The sequence below is a fragment of the Acinetobacter sp. genome (genome assembly GCF_049284435.1).
Lineage (GTDB): Bacteria > Pseudomonadota > Gammaproteobacteria > Pseudomonadales > Moraxellaceae > Acinetobacter.
Genome location: NZ_JBAPXX010000047.1, coordinates 1 through 19,704 on the forward strand (window position 1 = coordinate 1; position 19,704 = coordinate 19,704).

General features: G+C 43.7%; 19 protein-coding genes, 1 tRNA gene and 1 pseudogene. 10 read left to right on the forward strand and 11 right to left on the reverse strand.

The genetic code is table 11. The annotated features are described in order from the left end of the window. Nucleotides 1-44: 44 nt before the first annotated feature. From WAK81_RS04140 to WAK81_RS04150, 3 genes are all read right to left on the reverse strand, one after another. Nucleotides 45-120, reverse strand: a tRNA-Asn gene (locus tag WAK81_RS04140). Nucleotides 121-269: 149 nt separating this feature from the next. Further along, nucleotides 270-896: a superoxide dismutase gene (locus tag WAK81_RS04145; RefSeq protein WP_422195796.1), complete on the reverse strand. Its 627-nt coding sequence runs from the start codon at nucleotides 894-896 to the stop codon at nucleotides 270-272. Nucleotides 897-1,049: 153 nt separating this feature from the next. Further along, nucleotides 1,050-1,808, reverse strand: coding sequence for a Nif3-like dinuclear metal center hexameric protein (locus tag WAK81_RS04150; RefSeq protein WP_422195797.1), 759 nt, complete (start codon nucleotides 1,806-1,808; stop codon nucleotides 1,050-1,052). 170 nt (nucleotides 1,809-1,978) lie between these two features. Here WAK81_RS04150 and WAK81_RS04155 point away from each other — a divergent pair, with 170 nt between their 5' ends. The 9 genes from WAK81_RS04155 (at nucleotide 1,979) to WAK81_RS04195 (ending at nucleotide 9,985) form a co-directional block, all read left to right on the forward strand. Further along, entirely contained in the window at nucleotides 1,979-3,160 is a 1,182-nt protein-coding gene (locus WAK81_RS04155; protein WP_004646487.1) for a S1C family serine protease, read from the forward strand. A gap of 136 nt (nucleotides 3,161-3,296) precedes the next feature. After that, nucleotides 3,297-3,554 carry a hypothetical protein gene (locus tag WAK81_RS04160; protein WP_422195798.1) on the forward strand — a complete coding sequence of 86 codons (258 nt, stop codon included), beginning with the start codon at nucleotides 3,297-3,299 and terminating at the stop codon, nucleotides 3,552-3,554. An 80-nt stretch (nucleotides 3,555-3,634) separates the two neighbouring features. Next, a complete protein-coding gene (rutD, locus tag WAK81_RS04165) occupies nucleotides 3,635-4,426 on the forward strand; it encodes a pyrimidine utilization protein D (RefSeq protein WP_422195799.1) in 792 nt (263 codons plus the stop codon). Between the two features lie 337 nt (nucleotides 4,427-4,763). Then, nucleotides 4,764-5,870, forward strand: coding sequence for a pyrimidine utilization protein A (rutA, locus tag WAK81_RS04170; protein WP_422195800.1), 1,107 nt, complete (start codon nucleotides 4,764-4,766; stop codon nucleotides 5,868-5,870). Further along, nucleotides 5,867-6,628: a pyrimidine utilization protein B gene (rutB, locus tag WAK81_RS04175; RefSeq protein ID WP_422195801.1), complete on the forward strand. Its 762-nt coding sequence runs from the start codon at nucleotides 5,867-5,869 to the stop codon at nucleotides 6,626-6,628. Before rutA ends, rutB begins: the two co-directional genes overlap by 4 nt. A 33-nt stretch (nucleotides 6,629-6,661) precedes the next feature. Then, nucleotides 6,662-7,042, forward strand: a complete 381-nt coding sequence (gene rutC, locus WAK81_RS04180) for a pyrimidine utilization protein C (protein ID WP_422195802.1) — start codon at nucleotides 6,662-6,664, stop codon at nucleotides 7,040-7,042. Between the two features lie 143 nt (nucleotides 7,043-7,185). Beyond that, nucleotides 7,186-7,704 carry an NADH-dependent FMN reductase RutF gene (rutF, locus tag WAK81_RS04185; protein ID WP_422195811.1) on the forward strand — a complete coding sequence of 173 codons (519 nt, stop codon included), beginning with the start codon at nucleotides 7,186-7,188 and terminating at the stop codon, nucleotides 7,702-7,704. Between the two features lie 33 nt (nucleotides 7,705-7,737). Continuing rightward, nucleotides 7,738-9,093, forward strand: a complete 1,356-nt coding sequence (locus WAK81_RS04190; RefSeq protein WP_422195803.1) for a solute carrier family 23 protein — start codon at nucleotides 7,738-7,740, stop codon at nucleotides 9,091-9,093. 52 nt (nucleotides 9,094-9,145) lie between these two features. After that, nucleotides 9,146-9,985, forward strand: coding sequence for an NAD(P)-dependent oxidoreductase (locus WAK81_RS04195; protein ID WP_422195812.1), 840 nt, complete (start codon nucleotides 9,146-9,148; stop codon nucleotides 9,983-9,985). A gap of 196 nt (nucleotides 9,986-10,181) precedes the next feature. Here WAK81_RS04195 and WAK81_RS04200 read toward each other — a convergent pair whose 3' ends face one another. The 3 genes from WAK81_RS04200 to lipA form a co-directional block, all read right to left on the reverse strand. After that, on the reverse strand, nucleotides 10,182-10,574 hold the full coding sequence (locus tag WAK81_RS04200; protein WP_422195804.1) for a carboxymuconolactone decarboxylase family protein: 393 nt from the start codon (nucleotides 10,572-10,574) through the stop codon (nucleotides 10,182-10,184). Nucleotides 10,575-10,743: 169 nt separating this feature from the next. Beyond that, nucleotides 10,744-13,248, reverse strand: coding sequence for an acyl-CoA dehydrogenase (locus WAK81_RS04205; RefSeq protein WP_422195805.1), 2,505 nt, complete (start codon nucleotides 13,246-13,248; stop codon nucleotides 10,744-10,746). Nucleotides 13,249-13,604: 356 nt separating this feature from the next. Beyond that, nucleotides 13,605-14,618 (reverse strand): lipoyl synthase, encoded by a 1,014-nt coding sequence (gene lipA / locus WAK81_RS04210; protein WP_422195806.1) that lies wholly within the window; start codon nucleotides 14,616-14,618, stop codon nucleotides 13,605-13,607. Nucleotides 14,619-14,831: 213 nt separating this feature from the next. Between lipA and sthA the strand changes: the two genes are divergently transcribed. Next, nucleotides 14,832-16,247 (forward strand): Si-specific NAD(P)(+) transhydrogenase, encoded by a 1,416-nt coding sequence (gene sthA, locus WAK81_RS04215; RefSeq protein ID WP_422195807.1) that lies wholly within the window; start codon nucleotides 14,832-14,834, stop codon nucleotides 16,245-16,247. Between the two features lie 96 nt (nucleotides 16,248-16,343). Here sthA and WAK81_RS04220 read toward each other — a convergent pair whose 3' ends face one another. The 5 genes and pseudogenes from WAK81_RS04220 to WAK81_RS04240 form a co-directional block, all read right to left on the reverse strand. Then, nucleotides 16,344-16,673 carry a four-helix bundle copper-binding protein gene (locus WAK81_RS04220; RefSeq protein ID WP_422195808.1) on the reverse strand — a complete coding sequence of 110 codons (330 nt, stop codon included), beginning with the start codon at nucleotides 16,671-16,673 and terminating at the stop codon, nucleotides 16,344-16,346. Between the two features lie 278 nt (nucleotides 16,674-16,951). Next, complete coding sequence (locus WAK81_RS04225; RefSeq protein ID WP_422195809.1) at nucleotides 16,952-17,917, reverse strand: TauD/TfdA dioxygenase family protein; 966 nt, start codon at nucleotides 17,915-17,917, stop codon at nucleotides 16,952-16,954. 187 nt (nucleotides 17,918-18,104) lie between these two features. Next, nucleotides 18,105-18,239 (reverse strand): hypothetical protein, encoded by a 135-nt coding sequence (locus WAK81_RS04230; RefSeq protein WP_420937157.1) that lies wholly within the window; start codon nucleotides 18,237-18,239, stop codon nucleotides 18,105-18,107. Beyond that, nucleotides 18,232-19,446, reverse strand: a complete 1,215-nt coding sequence (locus WAK81_RS04235; RefSeq protein WP_422195810.1) for an MFS transporter — start codon at nucleotides 19,444-19,446, stop codon at nucleotides 18,232-18,234. Before WAK81_RS04235 ends, WAK81_RS04230 begins: the two co-directional genes overlap by 8 nt. Before the next feature lie 105 nt (nucleotides 19,447-19,551). After that, nucleotides 19,552-19,704: pseudogene (locus WAK81_RS04240) on the reverse strand (IS701 family transposase); the annotation flags it as partial.

Consider the following 19,704-nt stretch of genomic DNA (forward strand, 5'->3'; position numbering starts at 1 on the left):
ATTAACAGTCCGTCGCTCTACCGACTGAGCTATGGAAGAATAGATGGCTCTCCAACCTGGGCTCGAACCAGGGACCTGCGGATTAACAGTCCGTCGCTCTACCGACTGAGCTATTGGAGAATCTGATCGGCATTTTAGGGATGAATAACCAGGTCGTCAATAAATTAATGTAAAGAAATGAATTGTTTGCTTTATAAATATTCATTTAGTGCCTAAAAATAAAAAAATCACCCGAAATGGGTGATTTTTTTTAGCAAAGAAATAAAAAATTATTTCTCAACACCTGCAGGTTGACCTGCATATTTAGCATTTGCATAATCCCAGTTTACTAGGCTTTCTAGGAAAGTAGAGATGTACTTAGGACGAGCATTACGGAAATCGATGTAGTAAGCGTGTTCCCAAACGTCAATTGTCAACACTGCAATTTTACCGTGCGCCATTGGCGTATCAGCATTTGAAGTTTTCATGATTGAAAGCTGGCCGTTTACTTCGTCAGCCACTAACCAAGCCCAACCTGAACCGAATTGAGTGGTTGCAGCAGCAGCAAATTCTTCAGCAAATTTTTCATAAGAACCGAAAGCTTCGTCAATTTTTGCAGCCAAAGTACCAGTTGCTTTACCGCCACCGTTTTTAGCCATACAGTTCCAGTAGAACGTGTGGTTCCAAACTTGAGCCGCGTTATTGAAAACACCTGCTTTAGAAGCATCACCAGTAGTTGCCAGAATGATTTCTTCTAGAGTTTTGCCTTCAAGCTCAGTACCAGCGATCAGGTTATTCAGGTTAACCACATACGTATTGTGGTGTTTGTCGTGATGGTATTCTAAAGTTTCTTTGCTGATGTGTGGAGCAAGATCTTCGTAGCCATAAGGTAATGCTGGTAAAGTAATGGTTGTCATGTTTTCAATTCCTTGCATTTTGCTGGGTTTTAACAATAAGTGGCTTTATTGTAATAGATAATCGGGCAGAAATGGGCATCGTGTATAAATAACAATACAGAATAAAGCCTGAAAATATATGAATAAAGCCACTGATCATAACCGTCAGTCGAATTAAATGGGATTGTTTAATTCGAAATAATCATACTCAATATTAAACTGTTCTGAAATAGCCTTGGCCAGGCGTTGCACACCGTATTTTTCAGTCGCATGATGGCCACAGGCATAATAATGCACATTCAGTTCCTGAGCTTCATAAAAGGTACGTTCGCTTACTTCGCCCGAAATATAAGCATCACAGTCTTGTAGGGCCGCTTTTTGAATATAATCCTGCGCACCGCCGGTACAGAAACCGACTTTGTGGATTTGAGTTTTGTCAGCAGGCAGGTGAATCGCATCAAAGCCCAGTTTTTCTGAAACATAATTTTTAAAATCTTCCGGACTCATCGGTTGTTTTAAATAGCCAATATTGCCAATTGGGCGCTTTTCACTCGGATCCAGCTGTTCGATATTTTCGAGTTCTAATAAATCCGCAATTGCGGCATTATTTCCAAAAATAGGATGACTGTCTAAAGGTAGATGATATCCCACTAAAGAAATATGATTTTGAATCAGGGTCTTAATTCGTTTGCCGCGCATGCCGGTAATTGGATAAGCTTCACCTTTCCAGAAATAACCATGATGCACCAGCAATAAATCCGCGCCTTGCTCAATTGCGGCTTCAATTGCACTTTGGGAGGCGGTCACGGCACAGAGGATTTTATTCACCTCGGATTTGCCTTCAATCTGCAAGCCATTTGGTGCGTAGTCCTTAAATTCACGTGATGCCAAAGTCTGGTCACACCATTGAATAATATCGTTCAAATTCGCCATAAAATTCCTGTAAGTTTAAAAACTTGCCCATATTTATCTATAGGTCTAATTGTAACTAAAGCTGCACAAATCTCTGTGGAATTTTTTGTGTTTAGTTATGTATTTAGCATTACAATAGGACACAAATTACTTAGTCATCAACGAATTAAAATATTTTAGAGGATAGCAACGTGCGCCGCACCTTTACATGGTTACCCTGGGTGTTACTGATTTTAGTCATTATCGGTTTTTTGGGGTGGCAACAACTACAAAAACCAAAGGCACCAGTTGCGCCAGATGGCGTCAAAATGCCTGCTGAAAAAGTAGAGCCGTTGATTGATACGTCGCGTTCAGGAGGCGTGGTCTCCTATAGTGCTGCTGTAAAAGTGGCAGCACCGGCTGTCGTGAATATTTTTACTACCCAAAAAGTCAAGCAACAGGCGCATCCTTTACTGACCGATCCTGTATTTCGTGAATTCTTTGGCGATCAGTTGCCTGACCAGTATGGACAAAGCCCGAATGAAAATAGTTTAGGTTCAGGTGTAATTGTACGTCCAGACGGTTATATCCTGACCAATAACCACGTGATCGCGCAGGCGGACCAGATTGTAGTGGCTTTGCAGGATGGTCGTCGTGCTGAAGCCAAGGTGGTTGGAACTGATCCGGATACCGATCTGGCAGTGATCAAGATTGAACTGACACAATTGCCAGTTCTGCCATTTAAACTCAGTGGCAATGAAGTCGGTGATGTGGTTCTGGCCATTGGCAATCCTTTTGGTGTTGGGCAAACCGTGACGCAGGGGATTATCTCGGCAACGGGCCGTTCAGATTTGGGCATCAATACCTATGAAGACTTTGTGCAGACCGATGCTGCGATTAATCCGGGTAACTCTGGTGGTGCATTGATTGATGTCGCCGGTAATTTAATTGGCGTCAATACCGCAATTTTCTCGCAGTCTGGTGGTTCGCTGGGGATTGGTTTTGCTATTCCGGCCAAAATCTGTCAGCAGGTGATGAATGCGATTCTGAAAGATGGCCGTGTCGTTCGTGGCTGGTTAGGTATCAGCTTATTACCTGCGGAACGTGATGATGTCCTGCAACCCAAAGAAAAAGGCGTGACGGTCGCAGAAGTGCTACCGGATGGACCTGCTGCCAAAGCGGGAATCCAGCGTGGCGATAAAATTATGAAAGTGAATGAAGAAGAAATTAGTTCTGCCTCACATCTGATTAATTTTGTAGCCTTGCAAAAGCCAAACAGCACCATTCAGATTGAAATTGAGCGTGCAGGAAAAACCATGATACTGGAAGTTGTAGTGACTGAACGTAAAGCGCAAGACAGTGCTTCACAATATATTCCTTTGCCAGGCCAATAAGTTTGATCAAAAAAATCCCTCATGATGAGGGATTTTTTTATGCAATTATTTCAGCCTGTTCTGATACAAAAGTGAAATATTAAGCGCTTTATAAATCATTTAGCTTAGTGAAATAACATTAAAAGAGAAAATAAAAATGACTTTTATGACGGCAGATCAGGCCAAAATTTTATCCAATGTTGCTAACCTGGATATTGAAATGTACAAGCCACGTCTGGCGCAACTGATTGAAGATAATGCCCGGCAAGGTAATACAGCGGTGCTGACAGTTTTTCCCAAACATCTGCCTTTGGATGATATTCGTGCCTTGTCTGCCGAGCTAACAGATCTGGGCTATAACGTGCGCTTTGAAGTACAAGAATTTTATTATAGCTTTAATGTCTACTGGCTATAATTTTAACTATTGTTCAAAAATAGTCCTGTTCAGGCATATATTTTGCTGTATTCATCTCATATTTAAACTATGAGAAGTTTATGTCTTTATTTATTTATCCTGCAGCACGGGCTGATACGCCTTATGTAGTGCTTTCTTCTGGGCTAGGCGGACATGCCAGTTTCTGGAATCCACAAATTGAGGCTTTGCAGCAAGATTTTCATGTGGTGACCTATGATCAGGAAGGTTGTCATTCGGATTCTGAACTATTGCCAACTCCTTATTCTATAGATCATATGGCCCGACAGATCTTGGATTTATTGATTAGCCACAATATTCGTGAGTTTCATTTTATTGGTCATGCATTGGGTGGGCAGATCGGCATACAGCTCGCAACCTATCAGACTGATAAAGCGTTTAAGTTACTCAGCCTGACTATGTTGAATGCTTGGGGGGAACTAGATGCACATACCCAAAAATGTTTTCAGGCACGCACATCATTATTACTGAATAGCGGGGCTGAGGCTTATGTGCGGGCACAAGCTTTATTTCTGTATTCGCCGAACTGGATCTCCACCCATATTGACCAGTTGACTGATGCAGAAAATAAACAACTACTAGACTTTCCACAGATTCAAAATGTCTTGGCTCGTTTAAAGGCTGTGCAGGCGTTCAAACTTGAAGCAGAACATCAGCAGGTATTAAAAGACGTTCCTATACATCTGATTGCCAATCAGGATGATTTTTTGGTGCCTTATCAACGTTCACAACAACTGCAGCAGTTATTACCGCAGAGTCAGCTTAGCCTGTTTGTAACAGGAGCACATGCTTCTACGGTGACTGAAACCGCCCATATCAACCAAAGCCTGCTGCAATTTTTAAAATCAGTCTGATATTTTCAGCAAGTCACTTTGTTTGCTTAAGCCAGAACCTGTTTCTGGCTTTTTATTTTTTCTAATAAATCATTTTTGTGATTTTTACTAAAAATCTGATTCTTTCTAAAAGCGATGATGATCAATTTTAATGCACCTGAATGAAACATGATGAGCAAAATTGATTCAGGTGTGAAAATCATTATTTTACTGAAAATTCAAAAAAGTAAACACTAAGTAATTGAAAATAATAAATTAAAAATAATTGGCATGCGCTTTGCAATATTTTCAGCATAAATAAAAGACCTGAATTGGCAACAGGATTTTGAATATTGGTTAAAAATAATGAGGTGTGAAAATGAAAATAGGTGTCTTTTGTCCAATCGGAAATAATGGCTGGTTACTCTCTGAAAATGCACCACAGTACATGCCGACTTTTGAGTTAAATAAACAAATCGTACAGCGTGCTGAACACTATGGTTTCGATTTCGCACTTTCCATGATCAAGCTGCGTGGCTTTGGTGGCAAGACCGAATTCTGGGAACATAACCTGGAAACTTTCACCTTGATGGCAGGTCTCGCAGCCGTGACCAGCAAAATTCAAATTTATGCAACTGCAGCAACTTTGGTCATGCCGCCTGCAATTGTGGCACGTATGGCATCCACCATTGATTCTATTTCCAATGGTCGTTTTGGTCTAAATGTCGTGACGGGCTGGCAGCCACCTGAATATACCCAGATGGGTATGTGGCCAGGTAATGACTATTTTGGCAAGCGCTATGAATATCTGTCTGAATATGTACAGATTCTGCGTGAACTCTGGGCAACAGGTAAATCAGACTTTAAAGGCGAACATTTCCAGATGGAAGACTGCCGTGTGAACCCTCGACCGCAAGCAGACATGAAAATCATCTGTGCTGGTCAGTCGGATGCTGGTCTGGAGTTTTCTGCGCAATATGCTGACTACAACTTCGTATTTGGTAAAGGACTGAATACACCGACAGCTTATGCAGAAATTAATGACCGCTTAAAGGAAAAAACCGATGTCACCGGCCGTGAAGTACAAACTTATGTCCTATTTATGCTGATTGCGGCAGAAACTAACGAAGAAGCTCAAGCGAAATGGCAGCATTATAACGATGGTGCCGACATGGAAGCGATTAACTGGTTGATGAATCAGGGCGGGAAAGACACGACTTCCGGTGCAGATACCAATATCCGTCAAATGGCGTCTAGTGTATCTCCAGTGAATATCAATATGGGGACCTTGGTAGGTTCTTATGAAAATGTGGCACGAATGTTGGATGAAATTGGCGAGATCAAGGGTACTGAAGGTGTGCTGCTGACTTTTGATGATTTCGTTCTGGGTGTAGAAGATTTCGGGCAGAAAATCCAGCCATTGATGAAATGCCGTGACCATATTGTGATTGAGGGCGACGCACCTGTACTGGAGAAAAGCGCATGAGTGAAGCAGTGGTAACTGCCGGTTTTACTGAAAAACTCGGTACCGGAAAAATGCTTAAAGCTGAGCCTGAAGCAATCTGCCTTGCACCTGAACAGACAGCTCTGATCGTGATCGACATGCAGAATGCTTATACCTCGCAGGGTGGCTATCTGGATCTGGCGGGTTTTGATGTCTCAAAGACCAAACCCGTGGTCGAAAACATCAAGAAAGCAGTCAATGCTGCGCATGCCGCCGGTATTCAGGTGATTTATTTCAAAAATGGCTGGGATGCAGAGTATAAGGAAGCAGGTGGTACGGATTCTCCGAATTTCCATAAATCCAATGCCTTAAAGACCATGCGCAAGCATCCTGAATTACAGGGGAAATTATTGGCTAAAGGTGGCTGGGACTTTGAACTGATTGATGAGTTACAGCCACTGCCACAAGATCTGGTCATTGAAAAACCTCGCTATAGCGGTTTCTTTAATACCGCACTGGACAGCATGTTGCGTGTCCGTGGCATCCGTAATCTGGTTTTTGTCGGAATTGCCACTAATGTCTGCGTGGAATCGACCTTGCGTGATGGTTTCTTTCTGGAGTATTTCGGTGTGGCACTCGCAGATGCGTGCCATCAGGCAGGGCCAGTCGAAGCCCATGAAGCCAGTCTGTACAACATCAAGACCTTCTTTGGCTGGGTGTCGGATACCACAAAATTTGTAGAAGCCTTTCAAAAAGAAAGTGAATCACTAAAAGAAACTAAATTGGCTGAAAGTGCCTAAAGAATTAAAGATCAGGATTAAGGAAAAAATAGTATGCCTAAAGAAGTCATTATTCCAGTAGGAACTTCAAAACCACTAGCACCATATGTGCCGGCAACCAAGGCCGATAATATTGTCTATGTATCAGGTACGCTGGCTTTTGATGAAAATAATAATGTCGTGCATGTCGGTGATGCGGCAGCCCAGACCCGTCATATTCTGGAAACTATCAAGCGTGTCATTGAAGAAGCCGGTGGCAGCATGGACGATGTGACTTTTAACCACGTATTTGTCAAAGACTGGGCAGATTATGCAGCGATTAATGCCGTTTATGCAGAATATTTCCCGGGAGATAAACCGGCACGATATTGCGTACAGACTGGCTTGGTAAAACCGGATGCACTGGTCGAAATTGCTTCGATTGCCCATGTATAAGCCGAACCACCTGATTCAATTTCATCTATATCAGCCCTAAGTCTGTCACTGAAAACTGACTTGGGGCGGAGGAGAACAGCATGAATGCCAAATTGTCTAAAATCATTACAGAAGCAGTTGCAGAAAACAGTGCATTAAATAAGGTGGTAAAGACTGAAAACGCAGCTGAAGTATTGACCCAGGTCGATCAGCAGATTTTCCGCCAGGGTATGTCCAATCTGGGTGCGGCAGTGAATGTGATTACTACACAAGGTCGTTCAGGCATGGCTGGATTTACCGCATCCGCCGTGTGTAGTGTGACTGATACGCCGCCGACTTTGCTGGTGTGCCTGAACCGTTCAGCTTCGGTTTATGAGACTTTCAAAAATAATCAGGTGTTGTGTGTGAATACCTTGGCTTCACATCAGCAACATCTATCCAATCTGTTCGGTGGAAAAACGCCGATGGCAGAACGTTTCAGTCAGGGGAACTGGAAAACGTTGGTGACCCAGTCACCTGTACTTGAGGATGCCTTAGTCAGTTTTGACTGCGAGGTGGTCCAGCAATTATCCGTAGGCACTCATGACGTGCTGTTCTGTGAAGTGAAGGCCATGTGCCAGCGTCAAGGCAATGCGCTGATGTACTTTAACCGTTCTTACTGTGAGCCACACAAAATGTGCTAAATCAATTCAGTCCTAATCAAGGAGGGGAAGCCCATGCAAGAAAAAGAATCGTGGTTTCCAAAATTTAAGCCTTACCAAGGCAATATCGATACAACTCCAGTCCAAACAGATGAATATCTGCCGGCTGGGAAAAGTATTATTCTCGGGTTACAGCATGTGTTTGCGATGTTTGGGGCTACCGTGCTGGCGCCACTTTTAATGGGGTTTGATCCCAATCTCACGATTTTTATTACCGGGATTGGTACCATTTTATTTTTCCTGATCACTGGCGGTCGATTGCCAAGTTATCTGGGGTCCAGTTTTGCCTTTATTGGCGCCGTGGTAGCGGTCACAGGCTATTCAGGTGTGGGGGCGAATGCAAATATCGGGCTGGCACTCGGGGGAACCATTGCCTGCGGTATTGTTTATGCCTTGATTGGCCTGCTGGTCATGAAAACCGGTACTAACTGGATTGAAAAACTGATACCCCCCGTGGTCACGGGCGTCATCGTGATGATTATCGGTTTGCATCTCGCACCGGTCGCGATCAAAAGTGTATCTGCCAACCAGTTTGATTCCTGGATGGCGCTGGTTACCATTATCTGTATCAGTGTAATTGCTGTGTTTACCCGCGGAATGGTGCGCCGTCTGCTGCTGTTACTCGGCTTATTGTCTTCCTATCTGCTTTATTTTCTTTTCACCAATATTATGGGCTTCGGACCTGCAATTGATTTTAGTAAAGTCAGCGAAGCGGCATGGTTTGGTCTGCCGACTTTCCAGAGTCCAGTTTTTGAAATGAATGCCATGCTGATGATTGCACCGGTGGCAATTATTCTGGTTGCGGAAAATCTGGGGCACTTTAAAGCGGTATCTGCGATGACCGGTAAAAATCTGTCGCCGTATATGGGACGCGGTTTCTTTGCAGATGGTGTTTGTACTTCCTTATCGGCTTCTGTTGGAGGTACGGGAATGACCACCTATGCTGAAAATATCGGCGTTATGGCAGTGACCAAAGTGTATACAACCACTGTGTTTGTCTTTGCCGGGATATTCGCTATCTTGCTAGGGCTTTCACCGAAGTTTGGTGCGGTGATCAGTACGATTCCTGTGGCCTTGCTTGGCGGTGCCTCGATTGTAGTATTCGGTCTGATTACGGTTGCAGGTGCCAAAATCTGGATAGATAACCGTATTGACTTTACCAAGAACAGCACAATGATTATTGGCGCAGTGTGTCTGATTATGGGTACAGGTAATTATAGCTTGCAGATCGGTAGCTTTGATCTGGGTGGAATTGGCACTGCGACTCTGGCTGCGATTTTACTCAATCTGTTCCTGAATCGTGGTGAAGATAAAGAATCGCCTGTAGCTGCATCAACCGCAACGGAAATTGAAGTGAAACCGGTCGCTTAAATATAAGGAGTATTTTTTGATTCATACAGTTGCATTTTTAGGACTCGGGGCAATGGGCTGGCATATGGCCTCCCATTTGCCAAAACTCGGACACCAGATCTGGGTCTGGAATCGGACTGAACAGAAAGCGCTAGATCATGCGAAATGTTTCAGGACTCTGGCAGTGGGTATTGAACAGGCGGTTCAGGCAGATTTTATCTTTTCCTGTTTGCCGACCAGTCAGGATGTGGAAGCATTAATTACAGCCCATCCACCTAAGCAAGGTGCAATCTGGATTGACTGTACCAGCGGTGTGCCGGAATCGGCACAAAAACTGGCAAAGCGATTGGAGCAACAGGGAAGCTATTACCTGGATGCTCCGGTATCTGGTCAGACTGTTGGGGCAGAAAAAGGCACTTTAACCGTGATGGTGGGAGGAAATAAAGCTGCCTTTGAACAAGCTAAACCGATCATTACTGCTTTTGCTGGCTTGATTGAATATGTCGGAGAAAGCGGTTCTGGTTTTGCAGTAAAAGCAGTTAACAATACTTTGATGGCCACCCATTTATGGGCACTGGCTGAAGGCTTAACTGTACTTAAGGGGCAGGGGGTTGATTTAAGCAGTGCACTGAACTGTATTAATCATTCTAGTGGTAAAAGCAGCATGTCGGAAAATATCATGGCGCAGCGTGTACTGAGCCGTGAATTTAATAAGACCTTTGCGCTGGATTTATTACAGAAAGATATTGGTATTGCTTTAGAGTTAGTGCAACAGCAGCAACTGGATTTATCAGTCATGTCATTGGTGCAACAACAATTTCAGCAGATTGCCCGACATCAGGCCAGCCAGCTGGATTTTTCCGCTGCGGTACAAGGGTTGGAACAACGTACGCAAATTGAATTAAGGGGTTAAAGTCTTTCTTGCAAATTGCTATTCATAGAGAAACCATTAATTTTGCATTAAATCCATAACGACTGATTTATTTATCAAAAATATAAAAAGCCGGGAATCTAAGATTTCCCGGCTTTTTATTTCAATTGCTCAAAATAGCCTAAGCAATTTTAAAGCTATCTATTACTTTAATCATTTACCAATCTGCATTCATCTCTTAATTCTGCTGGTTCACCTGATATTCCTGAATCACTTCAAGCGCAGCACGGAACGCTTCCTGAGTCGCCGGTGCACCGCAGTAAGGCAGGCTATGCAGCAGTACTTCCTGAATTTCTTCTACTGTGGCGCCATTATTCAGAGCACCTCGCACATGACCTTTCAGTTCAGTTGGACTTTTTTGAGCAGTCAGAAACGCAATGGTAATTAAAGAACGATATTTACGCGGTAAAACATCTTCACGTTGCCAGGTCGAACCCCAGGCATGTTCATTAATCCAGTCCTGTAATGGCTGTGTAAATGGAACGGTATTTTCCTGAGCACGTTTCACAAAGCTTTCACCCATCACTTCAGTACGGACTTTCAAGCCATTTTCATAATCTTGTTGTGACATTGTCTACCCTCAATTTTCTTATAGGGCTAGCTTAGTACTTTCCATCCGAAATACCATCGTGCAATAGTCGTAAAAATTGGCTGAAAAGCCACTTGTGAAGCTTCCAAAGTGAAGCATTGAAACACCGCTCCACTTTAGAATGTATGACACCTTAGATCAAAAGTTTTATTTAAGGCGTAGTTGAATGTGAAGGATCAGTTTGCACTGAAGTATCGGTACCTGTGGCATCTGCCTTCATGAGATACGGATTCTCAAGCTCTAATACCTCATTCAAATGCAGATCGAATACATCGGTCAACATGCTGTCATAACGAAGCGCGTTATAGTGCAGCAGTTTTTCTGCCTCATCATCATTAATAAAACCATGTAGCTGTGCATCTGCCACATGCTCTGCAAAGCTTAAACCCTTGAACTGGTCTTTATTCTCTGCTTTTTTAAAACGATCCCAAAGCTGTTCAATGTCCAGCAACATGGCGAAAGTAGATTCCATACGGCCGGTGACATCATGTTCATGAGTATTGTAATAGACATGCTTTTTCAAGACCTGGCGGAAAGCATTGTCTTCCATCATGCTGTTGGCTACCTGCTGCTTCAGTTGATCTGATGGCTTTTTCAATGGACGGCCAAATGGGAAACATAACAGTTTGACCATGCCTGCTGCTGCGCCTACCGGAAAATTGGCAAACAGATCAAAAAATGCTTCTTGCGCCGTATACAGAGATTTTTCTACCGCAAGCTCTGCATGCAAACGCTCATCTTCAGTCTTTTTGCTATGTTCAAAATATTTCAGAATCGAGGAGGAAATAAACAGATGTGCATGAATATCGGCCAAACGTCCAGACAGCATTTCCTTACGCTTGATATCCCCTGCGAGTAAACCTAGACACATATCTGCGGTCAGGGCAAAGTTGGCACTCAGCCGGTTAATCACTTTGTAATAAGGACGGGTAAAGTCGACCGCACTTTGCGGTACTGCACTTGCGCCACCGCTAAAGGCATAGGCAAAAGAACGGGCAGTCCGGTTAAAGGTATAACCCAAATGCTTAAACAGCAAGTTATCAAAAGGATTTAGAGCCGCTGCTGGATCTTCTGCCTGCAAAAGCTGTAATTCTTCATACAGATAAGGATGGCAACGCATTGAACCCTGTCCAAAAATCATCAGGGAACGACTGAGGATATTGGCACCTTCCACGGTAATGGAGACTGGAATTGCCTGATAATAAGGTGCCAGAAAATTACGCGGACCCATCTGAATGGCGCGGCCACCGACCACATCCATACCGTGATTGACCACTTTACGCATGCCTTCTGTCGCATAGTATTTGGCAATTGCCGTCATTACTGCAGGTTTACCGCCCTGATTCAGACCACAGGTGACCAGATAACGGAAGGCTTCCAGCATATAGGTATCACTGGCGATTTCACTATTCGCTTCCTGTACCCCCTCAAACTTACCGACTGAAATTTTGAATTGCTGACGGATACGAGAGAAAGCACCCACATTTAAATAAGTCATTTCTGCCGTAGACGTAGACAGCGCTGGTAGGGAAATGCCACGACCGACCGCCAGACATTCCATCAGCATGCGCCATCCTTTACCGGCATTTTTTACGCCACCAATAATCCAGTCCAGTGGAATAAAGACATCTTTACCTTCAACCGTACCATTCATGAATGGTGGTCCCGGGTTATGCCGTGGTCCCACTATTACCCCTTTATGACTGGCAGGCAGCAGGGCACAGGTAATGCCATATTCAGTCTGTTCACCCAAGAGATGATCGGGGTCATACATTTTAAAGGCCAGACCCACCACTGTCGCAATTGGTGCCAAAGTAATCCAGCGTTTGGAAAAATTCATTCTCAGGCCTAAGACTTCCTGACCTTCAAACTGGCCATAGCAGACCACGCCCGTATCAGGAATCGCACCGGCATCTGAACCTGCTTCCGGACTGGTCAAACCGAAACAGGGAATTTCTTCGCCTCGCGCCAGACCCGGCAGATAACGGTTTTTCTGTTCTTCAGTACCGTAATGCAGCAACAGCTCACCCGGTCCGAGCGAATTCGGCACCATACAACTCACGGCTGTGGTCAGAGAACGCGAAGCAATCTTGCTCATCACCCGGCTTTGAGCAAATGAACTGAAGGCACGACCGCCGTATTCTTTGGGAATAATCAGGCCCAGGAAACCATGTTCTTTAATATATTGCCAGACATGATCAGGCAGCGCTTTCTGCTCATGGATTTCCCATTCATCCAGCATGCTGCACAAGGTTTCGACTTCATTGTCCAGAAAGGCCTGCTCTTCAACAGATAATTTAGGATAAGGATAACTGTTAAAGGTTTCCCAATTCGGTGCACCCATAAACAGTTCTTTTTCCCACCAACTGGTCCCGGAATCCAGTGCTTCGCGTTCTGTCGGACTAATGCTTGGCATAGCATTGGCCAGTGCTTTATAGGCCGGTTTGGAAATGAACGACATGCGCAAAGGTTCGATCATTACTACAAGGCTAATCAGGATCAGCGGAATGCCGAGAATCAGCGACCATGGGCTAATAAAGGCACAGACCACTGACATGACAATTAGTGCAATTGCACCCGCGCTACGGGAGAGCTGAAAATAGAAAACCGCCCATAAACTGAGTAATAGCAGTAGTACAGCGAAAATAAATAACATTGTTGTAGTTCTCCAGATTTATACAACGCTGCCTGTGCCGGGATCTCTCATAGAATTTTTGTCACAGTTCATTCATTTTTTTGTCGCTTGAGGGTCGGACAGGTTCAGCATTGCACTTTTGAGAATGATCGTTTTTAAGTCTTGCAACGATATTTTTAAATCTTTCATCTATTTTTAAGATTGTTTGAAAAACGCTCAGTCTTCAAGTGAGAACGCGCAAAGAAATGTGAAGATAAGTAATGACTTAATCTTTTTCTAAAATAAAAAATGCAGTTTAACGATTAATAAAATTTAAATTGAACATATAAAAAAGCCCTCTGCAGGAGAGGGCTTTTATTTTATTGGTTTAAACAGGATTAAGCTTCAATGGCCTGAACTGCAATTTTCTTGGCAGGATCCACTTTACGGCGCACTGCTGGTACAGGTTCGCCGTAGTATTGACGATCGGCAAAGTAGCTTGAACGAACCATTGGTGCTGCCCAGATATTGCGGAAGCCCAGTTTTTGGCCATGTTCAGTATAATGCTCGAATTCTTCCGGTGTTACGAAGCGGTCAATCGCTGCATGTTCTTTTGAAGGCTGTAAATATTGACCAATCGTCACATAATCTACGCCATGCGCATGCAGATCATCAAGCAGGGCAAGCACTTCTTCTTCAGTTTCACCAATACCGACCATCAGACCACATTTGGTTGGTACGTCCGGGCAATATTCTTTAAACATTTTCAGCAGGTTTAAAGAGTGCTGATAGTCAGAACCTGGACGCATGGCTTTATATAGACGTGGCACTGTTTCGATATTGTGGTTAAACACATCTGGCGGACATTCAGTCATAATGCGCAGCGCAATATCCATACGGCCACGGAAATCTGGTACCAGAATTTCCAGTAAGGTATTCGGACTTAAGGCACGTGCTTCTTTAATACAATCGACAAAATGTTGCGCACCACCATCCAGTAAATCATCACGGTCTACTGAAGTAATCACTGCATATTTTAAACCCAGGTTGGCAATGGTTTCTGCCATATGACGTGGTTCATCTGCATCCAGTGCATTTGGACGGCCGTGTGCCACATCACAGAACGGGCAGCGACGGGTACAGATATCACCCATAATCATGAAAGTCGCAGTACCGCCACCAAAACATTCAGGCAGGTTTGGACAGGCGGCTTCTTCGCACACCGTATGTAATTTTTGCTGACGTAGTGTGGTTTTAATGCGTTGAACTTCTTCAGGTGCCGCCATTTTTACCCGGATCCAGTCCGGCTTGCGTGGCGTTTCAACCGTAGGAACAACTTTTACAGGAATGCGGGCAACTTTTTCCGCACCGCGAAGTTTGACGCCCTGTTCAGGTTTACGGTTTTCAGACATATTCAACTTTTCCACTGTTTTTGAAGGGGGAGATACTCAAAGATAGCGCAGTTATTATAACGGACTTCGTTCTAAATAGGGCAAAAAGGGGTATTCATTTAAAAAATGTTCTTATCAAGCAATATATGTGAGTTAAATACACCAAATCAACAGGATTTACGTCATAATAAGAGTGTAGATTAAAGTGAATTTTTTAATTTTGAGGAGCGTTGAATGCCACGTAAAAAAGAGGTCGTTAGTGGGACTTTCGTTAAATATGATGCGGTAGTTCTAGGTTCGGGCCCTGCGGGCGAAGGCGCGGCAATGAAACTTGCCAAATCTGGTAAGCGTGTTGCAATCGTTGAAATGCGTGAACAGCTGGGTGGTAACTGTACCCATGTCGGTACGATTCCAAGTAAAGCATTGCGTCAAACGGTATCCAGTATTATCCGTTATCAACGTGATCCACTGTTTCAAAAAGTCGGGGACTGGAAGCAGTTCACCATGAAGCAAGTGTTGCGTCACGCACATAAAGTTATTCAACAACAAGTAGATACACATTCACGTTTCTATGACCGCAATAAAATTGATATTTATCATGGTCGTGCCTACGTTCAGGATCAAAATACCATTTTTGTATTTAACCCGGACGGCATTAAAGAAACGCTGATGTTTAAGCAACTGGTCATTGCCAGCGGCTCGCGTCCATATCGTCCAGACATTCTTGATTTTAATCATCCGCGTGTATTTGATTCAGACAAAATTCTGGATCTGGACTTTTCTATCCAGAAAATCATTATTTATGGCGCAGGTGTAATCGGTTGTGAATATGCATCGATCTTTATTGGTCTGGGACATAAAGTTGACCTGATCAACACCCAGCACAAACTCTTAAGCTATCTGGATGATGAAATCTCTGATGCGCTGTCTTATCACTTGCGTGAACAGGGTGTGCTGATTCGTCATAATGAACAGATCGACTTTTTAGAAACATTTGACGACCATGTGGTGATGCACACGCAAAGCGGCAAGAAAATTAAAGCCGATGCAATTTTGTGGTGTAATGGCCGTTCAGGCAATACCGATGGTTTAGGTCTTGAAAATGTCGGCCTGAAACCGAACAGCCGTGGTCAATTGACTGTGAATGATCAATATCAAACCGAAGTTGAGAATATCTACGCTGCTGGTGATGTGATCGGCTGGCCTTCGCTGGCCTCTGCTGCCTATGACCAAGGTCGTTGCGCAGGTGCCAATATGAGCGGCGAGAAAGACGTTGCACCGGTGACTGATATTCCAACCGGAATTTATACCATTCCTGAAATTTCTTCGATTGGTAAGACTGAACAGCAGTTGACTGAAGAAAAGATTCCGTATGAAGTCGGTCAGGCATCGTTCCGTCATTTGGCACGTGCACAGATTACCGGTGATACTATGGGCGAATTAAAGATTCTGTTCCATCGCGAAACACTGGAAGTTTTGGGGGTACATTGCTTCGGTAATAATGCGTCTGAAATTATTCATATTGGTCAGGCAGTCATGAACAGCCCGAACAATACGATCAAGTACTTTGTAGAAACCACGTTTAACTATCCGACCATGGCGGAAGCTTACCGTGTAGCAACGTTAAATGGTATGAATCGTTTATTCTAAGTGAGATATTTTACTTAGACAGAAAACCGCAAGTCTTCACTTGCGGTTTTTTTTATTGGAAGTGATTAAGTCAGTCAAGTTGATCAAATTGAATTTTTAAGCAGCCATTTTTCGGTATTCTTCCGCACAGCGGCGACAGGCTTCGGCACATTGCTGACAATGTTCATCTTCATGATGACCACATTCTTCTACACAATAATCACAGGCCTTGGCGCAAAGTTTACACATCTCATGCATGAATGGAGACTGCTTTTGTTCCATACGTGCACACAGCTGACAGATATCTGCACAATCCAAACAGCGCTGGATACACTCCCGCATCATCTCCAGATCTTCTTCTTTGAGACAGGCGCTGGCACAATTGGCACAGGCCAGAGAACAACGCATACAGGCTTGCACACAATCTGAAAATTGAAGCTGATTCATTGTCGTTTCCTCTTTCCATAGGGTTATTGCTGATTTTCTAATACGTTAAGCAGAAAAAGGAAAATAGACTAGACAGATTAGGTGAGGAAAAGTAAACAGGCGCTCTGTTTTGTTAAAGGATTTACTTCCATATTTATATTCAGAACCAAGAATGTTTATTGTTTGAGAAAATAAAAAACCATTGAGCCGGTCAAAGTCTCAATGGTACAGGATTTACATATGAGTCATTATTATCGCAGGTTGTAATGACCTTTCTTGTTGTTCGGATTTTCTGGTTTTTAAAAGGGACGGCTACCCGCCAGACTGATGCGTTTTAATAAACGGCGCTGATCAGCCGGGAATGGACGGCGTGAGTGCAAAGTCACCTGATTATCCCAGAACACGATATCGCCAATTTCCCAATGATGTTCATAAGCGAATTCAGGTTTCGAAATATGCTCACGTAATTTTGCGATCAGTTGGCTGCCAGCCTGATCATCATAATTGACCAGCTCGACTTCGGTATGCGTGTTTAGCCAAAGCGCTTTACGGCCGGATTCAGGATGGGTGCGTACCAGTGGGTGCGGATAGGCATGACTTAATATTGGTTGATCTTTAAAACGATACAGCGGGCTGTTGCCATAGCCTTGATCATCAGCCTGATCTCTGGTTTTTTGGCGTCGGACAAAAGGATTGTAGGTAATCAGTTGCAGCTGATCGATCTCTGCCTTGGTTGCTTCATTGAGTGCATCATAGGCTTTAATGGTATTGATCCAGCTGGTCTGTCCACCGTTCCGAGGTAGTTCAATTGCATACAGAAAGGAACCAAAAGAGGGTAAAGGTGTCCATTGATGATCGGCATGTGGAGTAAGTTCACCATGCCCGGTGTAATCTCCCTGACCGACGGCATGGGAAACTGGCACGACATCGGGTGGAACACCGCTATCAGACTGCGCAGCCAGTATCGGTGTATCTGCACCGGGACGGAAAATGGAACCGAAATAAGTTGAAAACGCCAGATACTCTAAATCATCCAGACTTTGCTGCTTAAAGATCAAAATCAGATGCTCGGCCAGAGCCTGTTTTAATTTCAGAATAGTTTTGGAGGACTGAGCTTTACGGGCATCCAGACCATAGACCACTGCACCTAAGGCCTGACCGGTTTGCGGTACAATTTTGATTTCATCCGGATGTTGCAATTGATCTTGCTGATGCCGGCGTGGAGCATCATGAATCGCTTGTGAAAGTTGGGTTAAGCTGGTCATTATCAAGTCTCAGAATTTTCTTATTGATAAGAATCTAAGAAAATTTCGGACTGAAATAAAATCAAAAGAAATTATAAGTTTATGAATAATCTGTTATTTTTGTTATTTTTGTTATTTTATTGATTTTGAAACATTTAACTTATTGTGCGATGGATTGCGCATTTTCTGCTGAGGATATTTCAGTGGTTTAATGTGCGCAGAAAGCCTGATTAAAATATTCAAACAGCTGAGGGGTTTGAAACCACAGTCCAATCGACAAAGCCAGTAAAAGCAGGATTGCCACAGCAATCGAGAGTTTGAGTTTCAGTAGAGAATCAGTCATGGACGATTTGCTCCTCATTGACCCAGAAATGCACCAGTACGCCAAAAATGCTGAGGACAATTGACAGCATCCACACCGCATTATAATTGCCGCTCAAATCATGGTTAACTCCACCGAGCCAGCCACCGAAAAACGAGCCAACCTGATGGGTAAAGAACACGATGCCACTGAGCATGGTCAGATATTTCACCCCGAACATATTCGCCACAATGCCATTGGTCAGCGGAACGGTCGATAACCAGAGTAATCCCATAATGACACCAAAGCTATAGACTGTCCATGTGCTGAGAGGCAGCATGAGAAAGGCAATAATCGCAATCCCACGCAAGGCATATAATCCCATTAGCAGATGCGGTTTGGAATATTTTCCACCGAGCCAGCCGGCCGTATAGGTGCCTACCACATTAAACAGACCCACTAAGGCTAAGAAAATTGTACCAGTTGTAGCATTAAAGCCATGATCAATCAGATAACCAGGCAGGTGGATACCAATAAAAACTACCTGAAAACCACAAACAAAAAAGCCCATGGCTAGAAACCAGAAGGGTTTATGATTTTTCACTACCACCAGAATCTGTTTAAAACTGAGTGAGACTTTATTGGGGGTAGCGGCCGCGTTGGGGTTAACATACATCGGTGCTTTCAGCATCCAGGCCAATGGCACAATCAGTGCAATTAAAATGGCACTGACCACCAGAGCCGCTGACCAGCCGACATTCTGTAATAGCAGTAGGGTCGAAGGCAGCATGATAAACTGACCAAAAGACCCAGCCGCACTGGCAATTCCCATCGCCAAACTGCGCTTTTCTGGTGGGGCAGCACGCCCGACCGCAGACAATAAGACCGGAAATGAGGTGGCAGACAGGGCTAAACCCAGAATCAGACCCACACTCAGATTAAGCAATAATCCGGTCGAGCTAACTGCCATCAAGAGTAGACCGATTGCATATAAGGCTCCGCCTACAGCTACCACAATCTTGCTGCCATATTTATCAGCAAATGCCCCGGTAATCGGCTGAACTGCACCCCAGATCAGGTTTTGCATGGCAATGGCCAGGCTAAAAACATTATGACCCCAGCCAAACTCTTCGCTCATCGGCACCAGATACAAGCCAAATGCATGACGTACACCCAATGACAGTGCCAAAATGATGGCGGAGCCAATCAGCATAAAAATAAGAGCTTTGGAAAATTGACTGTCAGCCATACGTCATTCATGCCTATAAAGTTGATATGTATAGTATTCGATTCAAGCAATAGAGGCGATTAAATAAATATTGATCAAAAGATAAATTTTTTTTATTAACTGATGTTACGCAGCAGCCTTTTTAAAACAAGAAATTTCTGCATAGGCTGCTTTTAAAGAGTTCAGATATATTTTTGCTTTCAGAGCAAAATGATTCATCTTATGATGGATCTTTAATTGCTCTAACTTCAGTACACTGCAAATTGATAAGAACAAATG